Genomic DNA, 16,500 nt, shown 5'->3' on the forward strand with positions numbered 1-16,500 from the left:
TGTGCGGGGCAACGCTAATAGACCGATAAGAAATCAAGAAAAGGCCAACACCTTAGGATCACAGACAAATCAGCAGCCGCACAGGCAAAGAACCTTACCTAGCCGTATACCCCCCATCAATAGCCAAACAAACCCCACTAATCATAGAAGCCGCATCACTCAACAAGAACAAAATCGGCGCAGCGACTTCAGCAGACTCAGCAAACCGCTGCAAAGGAATAGCCTTAAGCGCCGGCTCCCGCTTAACCGGATCGCTCCAGGCCATCACTGCCATAGGCGTCAACGTAACCGTAGGATTCACGCTATTAACCCGAATCCCAAACGGCCCCAACTCAACACACAAAGCCCGCGTGACAGCATCAAGCGCAGCCTTGGAAGCCGAATAACTCAAATGATCATCCAACGCAACGAGCGCAGCCTGACTGGAAACATTCACGATACTGCCAGCCCGTTGAGCATCGATCATCCCACGCGCCACATGCTTGGCAACCAACACCGCGCCACGCGCATTCACAGCCATCACACGATCAAAACTCGCACCAGTCGTATCCACCGCCCGCTCAAGCAACGCAATCCCCGCGCAATTCACGAGCCCATCGAACACATCGAGCGACCCCAACGCGTCATCAATAGCAGCCTCATCGCTAACATCAAGTACCAACGGCTCACAGCCCGTCTCCTCAGCCAACCGCGCAAGCTCATTCACATTCCGCGCCGCAGCAACCACATTCGCACCAGACGCACACAACGCTTCAACCGTGGCGCGCCCAATTCCACTCGAAGCCCCCGTCACGAGAATCGAGCGGCCAGAAAAATCAAAAGTAGCATTCATGATGTCTGCAACCGATGCATGACCGGCTTCAACGCCGGATACAAATCCGTATAAACGCCGAACCGTTGCTCATACAACGCCATCCGTTGCGCGTTCGGCTCCGCACGTTCAACCAGCGTAACCCATCCGCTCCTCGCCTCTTCACGCGATACCAGGCCGACACCGACGCCCGCCAGCAACGCCGCCCCCATTGCCGCCTCCACGTCCTGCTCGATGGTATAGACCGGATAGCCGGTAATGTCCGCGATGATCTGCATCCACAAATCCGAATGCGCGGCGCCGCCCACCACGATCAACTTGTCATCCAGCGACTGCGCGCCTTTGCGTCCCGCTTCGATGTTGTGCTTCAGCGCGAACGACACGCCCTCCAACACCGCGCGGTACAAATGTGCGCGCGTATGAAACAGGCTCAACCCGACGAACGCCCCGCTCGCTTTCGCGTCCCACACCGGACTACGTTCGCCCATCAGATACGGAAGGAACATCACACCGTCAGAACCAGCCGGAATCCGAGAAGCGCTCTCTTCCAGCAAGCGATGCGGATCGCCATGCGGTGTCGCGCGCGCGGCCTCGATTTCCGCCTGACAGAACTGCTCGCGATACCACGTCACCGACGCGCCCGCCGTAATCGCGCCGCCGAACACATAGATATCGTGCTGCCCGTTGAACACATGCGGCATGCTGATCAACCCGTGCCGCGCGTCGACGGACTGGTTGATATAGCCCCAGCACATACTCGTGCCGATCATCGCGACATGCTGGCCAGCACGCGTGACACCGGCCGCGAACGTCGCCACCGCTGCGTCAACGCCACCCGCGACGATCGCCGTACCCGCATCTAGGCCAAGCTGCTCGACCCACTGCGACAGCAAGCCGCCCACCACTTCCGATGATTCGACCAACCGCTCGGGCATCATCGTCGCGGGAATGCCGAGCATGTCGAGCGCTTCATCGGACCAATCACGTTTGGCAATGTCGTAGATGCCGCCGATATTGCCCGCCGAACTATGATCCACCGCCACCTCGCCGGTCAGCATGTAGATCACGTAAGCATTCGGCGGCAGAAAGTAGCGCGTATGCGACCACACATCCGGCTCGTGATCGCGCAGCCACAGCATCTTCGTGTAGCCGTAATAGCTATCCACGCCGTTGCCGGTGATCGTATAAAGCCGTTCGAGATCGACGTTGTTGCGCACCCATTCGACCTGTTCGGTGGCGCGCCGATCCATCCAGATCAAACACGGATAAAGCGGACGCATGTCGCTATCCACCGGAATACCGGAGCCGCCGTACAGGCTGCTTACGCACACGGCTTTGATCGAATTCGACGCGACGCCCGCCTCCTTCGCTTTAGCGACGCATGCGGCGATGCACTCCACCACCGCCTTCAACCAGACCGCGGGCCATTGTTCGGCCCACAGCGGCTTGGGCGTATCCGGCTGATAACTCGACGCATGCTGCGCGACGATCGCGCCGTGCTGATCGACCAGCAGCGCTTTGGTGCTCTGCGTGCCGATATCGACGCCGATGACGTAATCCATACTGTCTCCGTTTGTATGCCGCTCATTCTCCGCCCACGTTCGACGTTCAGGCGCGCGGCTTCAGCAACACCTTGATCGAATCGAGCGAGTTGGCGATCTCGATCGCCTCGTCCCATTCTTCCAGCGAAAAGCCGTGCGTGACAATGCCTTTCGACGTCACCAACCCGCGGGCCAGCAGATCGATCGCGATCGGGTAGCAGTACGGTCCAAGATGCGCGCCGCGCACGTCGAGTTCCTTGCGGTCGCCGATCACGGACCAATCCAGTGTCGTATCCGCGCCGAACACCGAAAACTCGACAAACCGCCCGAGCTTGCGAATCAGGTCCATGCCCTGATTCACGCCGGTCGGCGCGCCGGTGGTTTCAATATACACATCGCAGCCGTAACCGTCCGTGAGCGAGCGAATGATCGCAAGCGCGTCGTCCTGTTTTGGGTTGATCGTCACGTCGGCGCCGTATTCGCGGGCGAGTGCGAGGCGCTCTTCGACGAGATCGATCACCACCAGCTTCTTCGGCGTTTTCAGGCGCGCGACTTGCGTCATCATCAGACCGAGCGGACCGGCGCCCGCGATCACCACTACGTCGTCGAGCTGCACGTCGCCACGGTTGACCGTATGGATCGCGCAGGCAAGCGGCTCGATGATCGCGGCATCTTCCAGCGAAATGCCGTCGGGAATCTTGTGAACAATCGCCGTCGGCGGAATGCGCATGTATTCGGCCATGCCGCCATCGGCGACTTCGCGCTGGAAGCCGAAGATGTTGTGCACTTCGCACATCCAGTACTGACCGGATTTGCAATAGCGGCATTTGCCGCACGGCACGATCTGTTCGGCGATCACGCGGTCGCCCATCTTCACGCCGAACTGATCGGCCGCGCCTTCGCCGATTTCCTCGACGAATCCGAAGAACTCGTGGCCCGGAATCACCGGCGCTTTCACCCAGGGGCTCGGGCCGCCCCAGAACATCTTCGCGCCCGAGTGGCATTTGCAGTCGCTCGCGCAAATGCCGCACGCGGCAATGCGGATCACCAGTTCGTGGGCGCCCGCGCGAGGCTTCGACACCTGTTCGACGCGATAGTCTTTCGGTGCATGACAGACGATGGCTGTCATGTTCTGCTTGTCGGATTGAGTCGTCATTGCATGGTCCTGCTAAAAAAAGGAAGTCAGTGGAGAGTTACTTTCTGCGGTCGCCGGAACACGGCGACGCGGTCGCACATGCCGACGATCTCCGGCAGTTCGGACAAGATCAGATTGCCGCCGGAGAGCGTCGCGACTTCGGTGTGCATGGTCGGCGCTTTGACGCCCACGCGCTTCATGATGTCGGCGGTCGCACGCGCTTCGCTGCGCTGGTCGATGAAAAAACTCCACGAGCGATATTTGCCGAGGTTGTTGATCGAGATGTTCTGCTTGATCGAGAAGTCGGTGATCAGGCCTTCGGTCTTGCGGCTCTCCGGCAGAATGTCGACACCGGCGCGCAACGCATCGGCGGGATCGGACAGCTTGGCCGCCGCGCCGTTGATGCGAATCTCCTTGACGTGCGCCGGATCCGCGCCGATCACGGCAAGCGCGGTTTCCGTGCGCCCCGAGCCGACCAGTCCCGTGAAGCCGAGAATCTCGCCTTCACGCAGCCTGAAGCTCAACATCGGACTGTCCTTGAGCAACTGTAGCTTGTCGACTTCGAGCACGATCTTCGCATCCGCGCGCAGCGGTGGCTTCGGCGGAAGGCTGTTTTCGATGCGGCGTCCCACTATCATCTCCACGAGATGCCCTACGTCGGATTGCGATACCTCGGTCATGCCGACGTACTGACCATCACGCAGCAGGGTAATGCGGTCGCACACTTCGGAAATCTCTTCGAGGTGGTGCGAGATGAAAATCATCGCGACGAACTGCTGCTGCGCCACCGAGAGTTCGCGAATCGGCACCGACAAATCGATCGTCACGTGTTGAAACGCGGGTGAAATAAAACGCTTCGGCTGGAAGCGTGGGCTGGGACTACGTCGGTGGATAAGCGGCGGCGGCGCTGCGCGGCAGACCCGGCGCGAGCACGATGGCCGGCGCGTCGTCGATACCCACGCCGCGCGCCGCGGCTTCTTCGGAGGCGTCGCGGCTTGCGTCGTTCAGTTGCTGATAGTGGCGGAATTTCGAAGGCGCCATGCCCTTCACCGCGAGGAACTGCCGGTTGAAATTCGACAGGTTGTTGAAGCCCGCCTTGAAACAGATATCGGTGACGCTCAGATCGTCGTCGGTGAGCAACTGGCACGCTAGGTTGATACGCATGCGGTTCACGTACTGCACGAACGGCAGCCCCGTGTGGCGGCGGAAATACCGCGAGAACGCGCTGACGCTCTGGCCCGCGAGTTGCGCCAGATCCGATTCGCGCAACTCGTTCGCGAGGTTTTTGCCGATATACGACAGCACGTGATTGATGCGCGTCGACGCGAAGCTGGTCGGGTCGGCCTGATAAGCGGGACTCGCGAGCGTCTCGCGATCCTCCGCGTTCATCAGGATTTCGAGCATCGACATGAACAGCACCAGCCGGCGCAGTCCGCGCGCCACCAGCAATTCGAGGAACAGCGGCTGGATCGCCGCGCTCGTTTGCGCGCCGAACGAGATGCCTCGACGCGAATCGGCGAGCAGCGCTTCGACCTGACGCCACTCAGGAAAACTGTCGATGCAGCTCGATACGAACTCCTGCCCAAACTGCACGACCAGATTGCGCTGCGCAATCGTCTCGCCTTCCGGCACGTCGCTCACCCAGTTGTGCGGCAGGTTCGGCCCCATCAACACGAGGTTGCCAGGCGTGTAGCTGCTGATGTGATCGCCGACGAACATCTTGCCGGTCGTCGCCACGATCAGGTGAATTTCGTATTCCGGATGAAAGTGCCAGCGCACCGTGCGGTACGGATAGCCGTGCGACCATACTTTGAACGATTCGTCACGGCGTACGGCCACGAGTTCGAGATCGGGTTGCACTGTCTGCCTCCATGAAGCGGCCGTTTGGAGCGCCGCTGGTCTTCGTCTTGTATAGCGAAAAGTAGCCTTCCGGCGCGCTATTCACCACTAAAAATGAAACCGCGGACCGATACTTTTTTGCATTCGGGTTAGTCCTGGCGCGCTCAATGTCAAATTTGGTGCAATGCAATACGCTTGGCAACGCGCCTCCATCACGCTAAGACGCACCGTGAGCCACGCCGAAAAGCCCCGCCACGCCGCGCTGCGCCACGAAAACCGTTCGCGGTCGCCTTGACTTTCGTTTCGCCGGGTACGATCATTCGCTCACATGCAGAGCAAATGCTCCAACTCTAGAAGAAACGCACGCTACCAGCCGTGCGAGCAAGGACATTCAGGAGACGCACATGAACAGCGGGCAAGACAGCGGCGCGGCCGCACACGTGATCCTGCACATCGGCGCGGGATCGTTTCATCGCGCCCATCAGGCGTGGTATCTCCACCGATTGAACGAGGCCAAGGTGCCGGGCGAGCCGCATTGGTCGCTAACGGTCGGCAATATCCGCAGCGACATGAATGCGGTGCTCGAAGCGCTCGCCGCGCAAAACGGCGTCTATACGCTCGAGACCGTCACGCCTCAAGGTGAGCGCGCCTACGAGACGATTCGTTCGATCGAGCGCGTCGTACCGTGGACCGAGAGCCTCGACGCGCTGATCGAAGCCGGCGCCGATCCGGCCTGCAAGATCATCGCGTTCACCGTCACCGAAGGCGGCTATTACCTCGACGAGCAGGACGAACTCGACACCGCCAACCCCGACCTCGCGGCCGACCTCAAAGGCGGCCACACCACCATTTATGGCGCGCTGGCTGCGATTCTCGACGCGCGCATGAAAGGCGACGCGGGCCCGGTCACGCTGCAGACTTGCGACAACCTGCGCCGCAACGGTGAACGCTTCCATGCGGGCATGAGCGAGTTTCTCGAACGGCGCGGCGCTGCGGACCTCGCGCAATGGTTCGACGACAACACCGCCTGTCCGAGTTCGATGGTCGACCGCATCACGCCGCGTCCCACGCCGGACGTGCGTGAGCGCGTCAAGGCCGCCACCGGCGTCGACGACGCCGCTCCGGTGATGGGCGAAGCGTTCATCCAATGGGTGATCGAAGACCGCTTCATTGCGGGACGCCCGGCATGGGAAAACGTCGGCGCGGAACTGGTCGACTCGGTGATGCCGTATGAAGAAGCGAAGATCCGCATCCTCAACGCGACGCATAGCTGCATCGCGTGGGCGGGTACGCTGGTCGGACTGAACTACATTCACGAAGGCACGCTCGACGCCGACATCAACAAATTCGCCTACGAATACGTGACCGAAGACGTGATTCCGTGTCTCACGCCGAGTCCGCTCGATCTCGAACGCTATCGCGACGTGGTGCTCGAGCGCTTCAGCAATCCTTATATCCAGGACACGAACCAGCGCGTCGCGGCGGACGGCTTTTCGAAGCTGCCCGGCTTTATCGCGCCGACGATGTCCGAGTGTTTCGAGCGCGGCGTCACGCCCGCGGCGACGGCGATGCTGCCTGCCCTCTTCTTCCGCTTTCTCGAGCGCTGGAATACCGGCGAACTGCCCTACGCGTATCAGGACGGTGTGATGGATGAGCGCGCCGCGCGCGCTTTCTTCGAGGCGCCCGATCCGTTGAAAGCGTTCGCCGCCGACCGGCTGCTGTGGGGCAGCATGGCCCAAACGCCGGAACTCGAATCGGCGCTGGAAGGCGCACTGGCGCGCGTCGATGTATGGCTCGCCAAACGCGGCGCGGTTTGAGCGCCGCAGACTTCACGATTAAGAAGGGCCGCGCACCGCGCGGCATCGAAGCGCGTCGGTGCCAGGCTTAATGCGCATGGCACCGCGCGCCATGTGCGGCTAAAGTAGCGCATCTCCAACGACGAAGGTTCCGCGCCCATGTATCTCGGCATCGACCTCGGCACGTCCGAAGTAAAAGTTCTGCTGCTCGCCTCCGACGGACGCGTGATCGGGACCGCAGGCTCACCGTTTACCGTTTCGCGCCCGCATCAGCGCTGGGCCGAGCAGAATCCCGAAGATTGGTGGGCCGGCACGCGCACCGCGCTCGCCGCATTGCGCGCCAAACATCCCGACGAGTTCGCGCAGATTCGCGGCATCGGCCTGTCGGGTCAGATGCACGGCGCCGTGCTGCTGGATGCGCAGGACCGCGTGCTGCGTCCGGCGATTTTGTGGAACGACATGCGCAGCGACAAGGAATGCGCGGAACTGACCGAGCGCGCGCCGGAGTTGCACAGCGTCGCCGGCAATCTCGCCATGCCCGGCTTCACCGCGCCGAAGCTGCTGTGGGTCGCGCGCCACGAACCCGAGATTTTTGCGCAGACCGCCTGCGTATTGCTGCCGAAAGATTACTTGCGCCTGCAACTGACCGGCGGCAAGGTGTCCGATCCATCGGATGCGGCCGGCACGCTGTGGCTCGATGTCGCCAAACGCGACTGGTCGGACTCGCTGCTCGCGGCCTGCAACATGTCGCGCGCGCAGATGCCGAGCCTGTGCGAAGGCAGCGAGCCGTCCGGCACGCTGCTGCCCGAAGTGGCGCGCGAATTCGGTTTGAGCGATGGTGTGATCGTCGCGGCCGGTGGCGGCGATAACGCCACCAGCGCAATCGGCATCGGCGCGACGCAACCCGGCGACGGCTTCGTCTCGCTCGGCACGTCGGGCGTGCTGTGCGTGGTCGGCGACAGCTTCCGGCCGAATCCGGCTTCGGCCGTGCACGCGTTCTGTCACGCGATTCCGGATCGCTGGCACCAGATGAGCGTGGTGCTCTCCGCTGCAAGCTGTCTGCGCTGGGTCTGCAAGCTCACCTCCACCGACGAGCCGACCCTGCTCGCCGAAATCGAGGCGCTGCCCGCGGACGCGTTGAACACCGCGCCGCTCTTCCTGCCCTATCTGTCCGGCGAACGTACGCCGCACAACGACCCGTACGCGCAAGGCGTGTTCTTCGGCATGACTCACGCAACCGATCGCGCGCTGCTCGGCTACGCGGTGCTCGAAGGCGTCACGCTCGCGCTAACCGACGGCCTCGATGCGCTGCGCGCGGCCGGCACCGAAGCGAAGGCGCTGTCCCTGCTCGGGGGCGGCGCCCGCAGCGACTACTGGGCCCAGTTGCTCGCCGACGCACTCGACACCGCCACCCGCAAGCACGGCGGCGGCGAGACCGGCGCGGCGCTCGGCGCGGCACGCCTCGGCTGGCTGGCCGCGGGCGGCGATCCGGCCACGGTGCTGACCAAGCCGCCCATCGCCAAGGAGTTCACGCCGAACCCACGCCGCCATGCCGAACTGCGCGCGCGGCTCGAAGCGTATCGCGCGCTCTACCGCCACGTGCGGCCGTTGTTCGACCCCGCGCGGCAACTGCTTGCCTGACCGGCAATCCGCGGCCTGTTTCAGCGCCGGGTTGAGTTAAGGCGCCGGGACCGGCTGCTATCATCGGCGCACTTCAAGCGAACCGTCACCGTGCCCAAGTCCACAGAAAAATTAGATCTTGCTACCCGCGCCGCGTGGCTTTACTACGTCGCCGGCAACACCCAGAACGAGATCGCCGAGAAGCTCCAGGTGTCGCGCCCGGTCGCGCAACGGTTGGTCGCCTTCGCGGTGGAAAAGAATCTGATTCGCGTGCGCGTCGATCACAAACTGGCGGACTGCCTCGCGCTCGCCGATCAACTGTCGAAACGCTATGGCCTCAGCATGTGCGAAGTGGTGCCGATCGACAGCGATACGTCCGAAGAAGTCGACCGTAAGCTGGCGGTGGCCGGCGCGCAGGTGATGGAGCGCTATCTCAGCGAGGAAAAACCCATGGTGGTCGCGGTGAGCAGCGGCCGGACGCTGAAGGCCGCAGTCGATCAGATCGCGCAACTGGACCGTCCGCAGCACCGGCTGGTATCGATGGTCGGAGCGATCGCCCAGGACGGCTCCTCGAACCGCTATGACGTCGCGCTGCACATTTCGGAGAAGACGGGTGGCAAGCATTTTCTGCTGCCCGCGCCGCTGCTCGCCGATAGCGAAGCGGAACGCGCGCAGTGGTGCAATCACCGGCTTTACCGGATCGTCGAATCGCTGTCGGCGCAGGCCGACGTGGCGTTCGTCGGCATCGGCAATATCGGGCCGAAATGTCCGCTGCACGAAGACGGCTTCATTACGTCGGCGGAAGTGAAAGAGTTGATGCAGAACGGCGCCGTGGCTGAAATGCTCGGCCTGCCGATCGATTCAGCCGGCGCGCACGTCGAATCGCCGACCGGCCGGCGCGTGACGAGCATCGCGCTCGACTCGCCGCCGCGGCGCCCGACCATCGGTTTCGCCGGCGGCCAACGCAAGCATGAGGCGCTGATCGCGGTGCTCAAAGGCGGCTGGCTGTCGGGACTCGTGACTGACGAATCGTGCGCAAGGGCCGCGCTCGAGGCGTGAGCCGGCGGCCTTGCCGCGCTACATCGCCGTCAGCCCCTCGGTGATGATGATCCGATATTCCCCGCCCTGCAGACGCGTCTCGCTGACGGCCTGATACTCCGGACTGCGATACCAGGTGAGCGCTTCGTCGTAACTGGCGAATTCGAGGATCAGGATTTCGTCGATCGGCGGACCCTCCACCACTTCCTTGCGCCCGTGGCTCGCCAGCATCATGACCGGATGCCGCTCGAAGGTTGCAGGCGCAACCTGTTTGTATTCGTCCAGCTTCGCGGGGTCGAGCGTTTTCTCGCGCGTAATGACGACGTAGGCAGCCATGAGCGTTTCCGGAGCGTGATTGAAAGGAAAGCGGCGCGCCCGCCGCTTTCCCAAATCATCACGCGGCCAGCACTTCGACGATCTTACGCTGGAATGCTTTCCCTGCGCTGTCGAACAAATGGCAATGCTCCGGCGTGGCGCCGAGTTTTTGCGTCTCGCCTTTGGTATGACGTTCGAGCGGCGGAATCCGCGCGATCAGTCCGTCCGGCGCGACGCTCGATTCCGCATACAGATACGCCGCGTCGCCGAGCGATTCGACCGCCATCGTGCGGGCCGTTATGCCGTCGTCGGCCAAGCCGACATGCAGATGCTCGGGGCGAATGCCGACCGTCACCTTGTCGCCCTGCTTCACCGCGGCCGGTTCCACCGCGACGCGCTGCGTCTCGCCGGTTTCGTAGCGCACCGTGACGCCGTCGTGCGTGACCGACTGCACCACGCCTTCCATGAAGTTCATCTTCGGCGAACCGATGAATCCTGCGACGAAACGGTTGGCCGGCGCGTGATACAGCATGGTCGGGCTGCCGACCTGTTCCAGATTGCCCGCCGACAGCACTACGATCTTGTCCGCCAGCGTCATCGCCTCGACCTGATCGTGCGTCACGTAGATCATCGTGGTCTTCAGTTCGTCATGCAGACGCGCGAATTCGAGGCGCATTTTCACCCGCAAGGCGGCGTCGAGATTCGACAGCGGTTCGTCGAACAGGAACACCTTCGGCTTGCGCGTAATCGCGCGGCCGATCGCCACGCGCTGACGCTGGCCGCCGGACAACTGCTTCGGCTTGCGATCGAGCAGATGGTCGATATGCAGGATCTTCGCCGCGTTGCGCACGGCCGAATCGATTTCCGGCTTCTTGGTGCCGGCGAGTTTCAGGCCGAACGCCATGTTGTCGTACAGGGTCATGTGCGGATACAGCGCGTACGACTGGAACACCATCGCGATGCCGCGCTTGGCGGGTGCAACGTCGTTCACACGCATGCCGTCGATGGTCAGATCGCCGCCGCTGATATCTTCGAGGCCGGCGATCATCCGCATCAGCGTCGATTTACCGCAACCGCTCGGGCCCACGAACACGACGAACTCGCCGTCCGCGATATCGAGGTTGATGTCGCGCATCACTTCGTTTTCGTCGTACGCCTTCCTGATGTTGCGCAGAGTTACGCTTGCCATGATGTGTCTCCGTGTAATGCTATGTGTTGCTTGTCCGATGTTTCGGTTGCCTGAACTGTTTGGCACGCCCAGGCTGCTACGTTGATTTGCTTTTCGCTGCCGTGCCTACGGTGCCGCTGCCGTCGCGCTCAGCGTCCATTGCGCGACCAGTTCCGGCAACTGCTGCATGTCGTCGAATACGTGACGCGCGCCGGCTGCATGCAGCCTGTCGATCTGCGCATCGCTCGCATGACCGCCGCCGATGAAGCCGAGCACCGTCATGCCCGCCGCGCTCGCCGCCGTCACGCCGGTGACGCTGTCCTCCACCACGAGGCACGCCGAGGGTGCGAGTCCGAGGCCCTTGGCCGCCGCCAGATAGACGTCGGGCGCGGGCTTCGGATTCGGCACCGCATCGGCGCAGAACAGGCGGTCGCCGAAAAACCTCACGAGGCCCGTGCGCGTCAGCACCGTTTCCACATACGGGCGATAGCTGTTGCTCGCGCAGCCCTTGGCGATCGGCACCTGAGCCAGCGCGGCTTCGATGCCTTCGACCGTCGGCGCCTGCATCGCCGCTGCTTCCACCGCGCTGCGGATCGCATCGATATCGTCGACGCTGAGACTTTTGCCGAGTTGCGCCGCGGTGCCCTGCAGCACTTTCTCGATGCGTAGTCCAAGCAGCGGCAGCACGACCGGTTCGACGTCGGTGTCGGGCCAGCGCGCTTCGAGTTCGTGCACCAGCATGCGCGCCGCCACGGCTTCGCTGTCGATCAGCACGCCGTCGCAATCGCAGATCAGTGCGAAATTGCCGGCGAGCGTGCTTCCACTCGTGCCTGCCGTCATTTGACCGCCCCGAAGGTAAGGCCGCGCACCAGTTGCTTCTGCGACAGCCAGCCGACGATCAGGATCGGCGCGACCGCCAGCAGCGAAGCGGCCGACAGCTTGGCCCAGAACAGACCTTCAGGACTCGAATACGAGGCGATGAACACAGTCAGCGGCGCGGCGTTCGAACTCGACAGGTTGATGCTCCAGAACGCTTCGTTCCACGACAGGATCACGAGCAGCAGCGCCGTCGATGCGAGCCCGGGCAGCGACATCGGCATCAGCAGATAGACGATTTCCTGCCACGTCGCGGCACCGTCGATCCGCCCGGCCTCGAGAATGTCGCGTGGTATTTCGGCGAAGTACGTGAACGACATCCACACCGCGATCGGCAGATTGATCAGCGTGTAGACGATCACGAGACCCGATACCGAATCCAGCAACCCGCTGTTTTTCCACAACAGATAGATCGGCACCAGCACGCCGACCGACGGCATCATCTTGGTCGACAGCATCCACAGCAGCACTTTTTGCGTGCGACGGGTCGGGAAGAACGCCATCGCATATGCAGCTGGCACCGCGAGAATCAGGCACAGAATCGTCACGCCCGCGGAGATCAGTATCGAATTCCACGCGAACGAAAAGTAATTGCTGCGCGCGAACACCTCGCGGAAGCTATCGAGCGTCGGGATGAAAAACAGCGACGACGCATAGGCTTGCTGCTCCGTCTTGAATGCGGTGATCGTCATCCAGAAGATCGGAAAGAACAGCAGCAAGGCGACGAGCCAGGCGATCACGCCGGGAATGCCGCGGCGAATCGCGGCGAACGGCGACTTCGCCGGCACGGTCATGGCAGTCGAGTTCGACACCGGGGTAGAGGCAACTTGGCTCATTTTTCGTACTCCCCTTTCAGGTTCTTCGCGAGCATCCGCACGAGGAAGAACGACACGATATTGGCCAGCACGACAGCGAGAATGCCGCCCGCCGACGCGAGACCGACGTCGAACTGTTGCAGGCCCAGCGAATAGATCAGGTACGACAGGTTGGTGGTCGCAGTGCCCGGACCGCCGCCCGTGGTCGTATAGATTTCGGCGAAGATCGACAGCAGGAAAATCGTCTCCATCATCACCACCACCGCGATCGCCCGTTTCAGGTGAGGCAGCGTGATGTAGAAGAACATCGAGAACGGACCCGCGCCGTCGATGCGCGCCGCCTCCTTCTGCTCCTGATCGAGCGACTGGATCGCCGTGAACAGAATCAGGAAAGCGAACGGCAGCCACTGCCACGCGACGATCATGATCACGGCTGTCAGCGGATATTCCGCGAACCAGTCGATCGGCGTCATGCCCATGGCGCGCATGCCCTGCGCGATCAGGCCATACACCGGATGCAGAATCATGTTCTTCCAGATCAGCGCGCTCACGGTCGGCATCACGAAGAACGGCGCGATGGCGAGCAGCCGCGCGATGCCCTGGCCGTAGAACTTGCGGTCGAACAGGATCGCCATCAGCACGCCACCGACCACCGTGATCACGAGGACCGAGATGATCAGTTCGAGCGTGTGACCGATCGAAGGGCCGAACGACGGATCGCTGGCCAGGTATTTATAGTTGTCGAAACCCGCGAAGCCTTTCAGATCCGGGTTCAACAGGTTGTAGCGCGAGAACGAAAACCAGATCGTCATCGCGAGCGGAATCGCCATCCACAGCACCAGGACCGCGACCGACGGCGAGACTAGCCAGCGGGCGGAATTGGCCTTGCGGATTTCACGTTCTTTTTCTGTCTGGGGATGGGCATGCATGATAGGTAGGCGCAGAGGACGCATGATTGACCACCTGTTCGGTAATGCGCGGACCGCCGCCCGAAACCGCATGAACGCCGCGGCGACACTTTGCGATGTCGCGGCGCATGCGCGGCGGGGACGGCCCGCTGTGCTGCGTGGGCCGGCTGACGGGCGTCAGCCGGCGCGTGCCACATGACTACCGTGGCTTACTTCTGGTAGCCGGCCTGCTTCACCGCGCGATCCGCGGTGGCGTTGCCGGCTGCCAGCGCCTGATCGATCGTCATCTGACCGGCAATCGCGCCGGAGATGCTCTGACCGACCACGGTACCGAACGACTGGAACTCAGGAATCCCGACGAACTGCACACCGGTGTACGGCACCGGCTTGAGCGTCGGATGCTCCGGATCCGCCGTTTCGATCGCCTTCAGCACGAAGTCGCCGAACGGAGCTGCCTGCTTGTACTCCGGTCGCGCGTACGTGGACCTGCGCGTTCCCGGCGGCACCGAGGCCCAGCCTTCGTCCTTCGCGACCAGTTCGATGTATTGCTTCGACGTGGCCCACGTGATGAACTTCTTCGCCGCGTCAGGCTGCTTCGACGACTTCGGAATCGCCAGCGCCCAAGCCCACAGCCAATGCGAACCCTTCGGCGTGACCGCGATCGGCGCCGCGGCGAAACCGACCTTGTCCGCGATCTGCGATTGCTGCTTGTTGTAGAGCATGCCAGCGGCAACCGTGGCGTCGATCCACATGCCGCACTTGCCGGAGGACATCAGCGTGAGGTTCTCGTTGAAGCCGTTCGAACTCGCTCCCGGAGGGCCGTCCTTCTTCAGCAGATCAACGTAGAAAGTCATCGCCTTCTTCCATTCCGGCGAGGTGAGCTGCGCGTTCCACTTCTCGTCGAACCAGCGGCCGCCGAAGGTGTTCACCACCGTCGTGCCGTAGGCCATGTTCTCGCCCCAGCCCGCCTTGCCGCGCAGACAGATGCCGTAAATGCCGTTGGCCTTGTCGGTGAGCTTGTCGGCGAATTGCGCGATCTGTTCGTAGGTCGGCTGATCGGGCATCTTCAGACCCTTGGCCGCGAACAAATCCTTGCGGTAATACGTCATCGAGCTTTCTACATAGAACGGCAGCGCGTACAACTGGCCGCCGCTCGAGAGGCCGTCGCGGGCCGTCTTCACGACGTCGTTCAGATCGTAGTCGGCGGGCAGATTGGTGAGCGGCGTGAGCCAGCCGCGCTTGCCCCATTGCGGCGTTTCGTACGCGCCGATCGTCATCACGTCGAACTGGCCGCTGCCGGTCGTGATGTCGGTGGTGGCGCGCTGACGCAGCACGTTTTCTTCGAGAATCACCCAGTTCAGCTTGATGTCCGGATTCGCCTTTTCGAATTCGGGCGAGAGCTTCTTCAGCTCGATCATGTCTGGATTGTTCAGCGTGGCGATCGTCACCGTGGCCGCCGACGCGTTCAATGCAAAGCATGCGACAGCGCCGGCACTGACCGCCTTTAGCGTGGATTTGAGAGCTGGCTTCATGTGTTGTCTCCTTTCTCGTACGTTATGTAGTGCAGCGTTTGTTCTACGAAAATGACGATGAACGGCGCGGACTCAGCTCATCCAGTTGCCGCCGTCGACGTTCAGGGTTTGCGCGGTGATGTAGTCGGCGTCGGCCGACGCGAGAAACAGGGCGGCGCCGGTCAGATCGTCCGGCACGCCCATGCGGCCGAGCGGCACCGCTTCACCAACGAGGCGTTTCTTCTCGCCGAGCGGCCGGTTTTCATAGCGGGCGAAGAGCGCGTCGACTTCGTTCCACATCGGCGTATCGACGACACCCGGCGCGATGCCGTTCACATTGATCTTGTGCGTCGCGAGCGCCAATGCCGCGGATTGCGTGTAGCTCAGCACGGCCGCCTTGGTCGCGCAGTAGTGCGACACGAGCGCCTCGCCGCGCCGTCCGGCTTGCGACGACATATTGATGATCTTGCCGCCGCGGCCTTGCTCGACCATCTTTTGTGCAACGGCCTGCATCAGGAAGAACATGCCCTTCACGTTGACCGCGAAGAGACGGTCGAACACGTCCCAGGATTCGTCGAGGATCGGGCGCATGTCGAAGAGCGCCGCGTTGTTGAAGAGAATGTCGATTTGCCCGAAGCGCTCCAGCGTGCTCGCCACGATGCGCTGGATATCGTCGCGGCGCGTGACGTCGGCGCTCACGGTCAGCACGCGCTCGCCGTAAGCGGCGCGCAATGTGTCGCCGAAACTGTCCGCCGGCTTCACATCGACCAGCACGCAGCGCGCGCCTTCGTCCAGATACCGGCGGGCGACGGCTTCACCGATTCCGCTTGCCGCGCCGGTCAGAATGGCCACCTTGTCTTGCAATCGTGCCGCCACTGCTCGTCTCCGGTTCGTTTCGCTTCTTGAGGCGCGGTGAGCGAACGCTCATTGCGCGAACAATTGCTCTGTTGGTGATCGAATGATCGGATACGCACAGGGCCATGTCAAGGCGCCCGAGCAGATTTCGATGGTGCAGCGCGGCAGGACATGCGCCCCACTCATCCGCCTCGAACAACACTAATACGAGAAATCGAGGACAGCCAATCTGCTTTCTGCTCGCCTTGCTGACAAAAATTCGAGATACGTTA

14 protein-coding genes and 1 pseudogene are annotated in these 16,500 nt (G+C 62.3%); 3 read left to right on the plus strand and 12 right to left on the minus strand.

The features are described from left to right. Positions 1-94: 94 nt before the first annotated feature. The 5 genes and pseudogenes from P0D73_RS30605 to P0D73_RS30625 form a co-directional block, all read right to left on the minus strand. On the minus strand, positions 95-832 hold the full coding sequence (locus P0D73_RS30605) for an SDR family oxidoreductase (protein WP_408287630.1): 738 nt from the start codon (positions 830-832) through the stop codon (positions 95-97). After that, the gene (locus P0D73_RS30610) at positions 829-2,373 is read right to left on the minus strand and encodes an FGGY-family carbohydrate kinase (protein WP_408182273.1); all 1,545 of its coding nucleotides are present in this window, start codon (positions 2,371-2,373) and stop codon (positions 829-831) included. Before P0D73_RS30610 ends, P0D73_RS30605 begins: the two co-directional genes overlap by 4 nt. Positions 2,374-2,419: 46 nt before the next feature. Beyond that, positions 2,420-3,508, minus strand: a complete 1,089-nt coding sequence (locus tag P0D73_RS30615) for an MDR/zinc-dependent alcohol dehydrogenase-like family protein (RefSeq protein ID WP_408434286.1) — start codon at positions 3,506-3,508, stop codon at positions 2,420-2,422. A 50-nt stretch (positions 3,509-3,558) separates the two neighbouring features. Further along, positions 3,559-4,314: pseudogene (locus tag P0D73_RS30620) on the minus strand (ATP-binding cassette domain-containing protein); the annotation flags it as partial. 52 nt (positions 4,315-4,366) lie between these two features. Continuing rightward, positions 4,367-5,347, minus strand: a complete 981-nt coding sequence (locus P0D73_RS30625; RefSeq protein WP_408434288.1) for an AraC family transcriptional regulator — start codon at positions 5,345-5,347, stop codon at positions 4,367-4,369. Between the two features lie 383 nt (positions 5,348-5,730). On the opposite strand from P0D73_RS30625, the gene dalD reads away from it, so the two are divergent. The 3 genes from dalD (at position 5,731) to P0D73_RS30640 (ending at position 9,801) form a co-directional block, all read left to right on the plus strand. Beyond that, entirely contained in the window at positions 5,731-7,143 is a 1,413-nt protein-coding gene (gene dalD, locus P0D73_RS30630) for a D-arabinitol 4-dehydrogenase (protein WP_408434291.1), read from the plus strand. A gap of 138 nt (positions 7,144-7,281) precedes the next feature. Further along, positions 7,282-8,763 (plus strand): xylulokinase, encoded by a 1,482-nt coding sequence (gene xylB / locus P0D73_RS30635; protein ID WP_408182280.1) that lies wholly within the window; start codon positions 7,282-7,284, stop codon positions 8,761-8,763. Between the two features lie 90 nt (positions 8,764-8,853). After that, positions 8,854-9,801: a sugar-binding transcriptional regulator gene (locus P0D73_RS30640; RefSeq protein ID WP_408317889.1), complete on the plus strand. Its 948-nt coding sequence runs from the start codon at positions 8,854-8,856 to the stop codon at positions 9,799-9,801. An 18-nt stretch (positions 9,802-9,819) separates the two neighbouring features. Here the strand turns inward: P0D73_RS30640 and P0D73_RS30645 are convergent, their stop codons facing one another. The 7 genes from P0D73_RS30645 to P0D73_RS30675 form a co-directional block, all read right to left on the minus strand. Further along, positions 9,820-10,116: a DUF1330 domain-containing protein gene (locus P0D73_RS30645; protein WP_408182282.1), complete on the minus strand. Its 297-nt coding sequence runs from the start codon at positions 10,114-10,116 to the stop codon at positions 9,820-9,822. 58 nt (positions 10,117-10,174) lie between these two features. Beyond that, a complete protein-coding gene (locus tag P0D73_RS30650; protein WP_408434294.1) occupies positions 10,175-11,284 on the minus strand; it encodes an ABC transporter ATP-binding protein in 1,110 nt (369 codons plus the stop codon). A gap of 105 nt (positions 11,285-11,389) precedes the next feature. Further along, positions 11,390-12,103 (minus strand): HAD family hydrolase, encoded by a 714-nt coding sequence (locus P0D73_RS30655; RefSeq protein ID WP_408317893.1) that lies wholly within the window; start codon positions 12,101-12,103, stop codon positions 11,390-11,392. After that, positions 12,100-12,933, minus strand: a complete 834-nt coding sequence (locus P0D73_RS30660; RefSeq protein WP_085966707.1) for a carbohydrate ABC transporter permease — start codon at positions 12,931-12,933, stop codon at positions 12,100-12,102. The genes P0D73_RS30655 and P0D73_RS30660 overlap by 4 nt, the downstream gene beginning before the upstream one ends. A gap of 38 nt (positions 12,934-12,971) precedes the next feature. After that, positions 12,972-13,907, minus strand: a complete 936-nt coding sequence (locus P0D73_RS30665; RefSeq protein ID WP_408182283.1) for a carbohydrate ABC transporter permease — start codon at positions 13,905-13,907, stop codon at positions 12,972-12,974. 164 nt (positions 13,908-14,071) lie between these two features. After that, a complete protein-coding gene (locus P0D73_RS30670) occupies positions 14,072-15,394 on the minus strand; it encodes an ABC transporter substrate-binding protein (RefSeq protein ID WP_132373302.1) in 1,323 nt (440 codons plus the stop codon). Positions 15,395-15,466: 72 nt separating this feature from the next. Continuing rightward, the gene (locus P0D73_RS30675; RefSeq protein WP_408287646.1) at positions 15,467-16,249 is read right to left on the minus strand and encodes an L-iditol 2-dehydrogenase; all 783 of its coding nucleotides are present in this window, start codon (positions 16,247-16,249) and stop codon (positions 15,467-15,469) included. Between the last annotated feature and the right edge of the window lie 251 nt (positions 16,250-16,500).

The organism is Paraburkholderia sp. RL18-101-BIB-B, from assembly GCF_046026985.1.
In the GTDB taxonomy this organism is placed as follows: domain Bacteria; phylum Pseudomonadota; class Gammaproteobacteria; order Burkholderiales; family Burkholderiaceae; genus Paraburkholderia.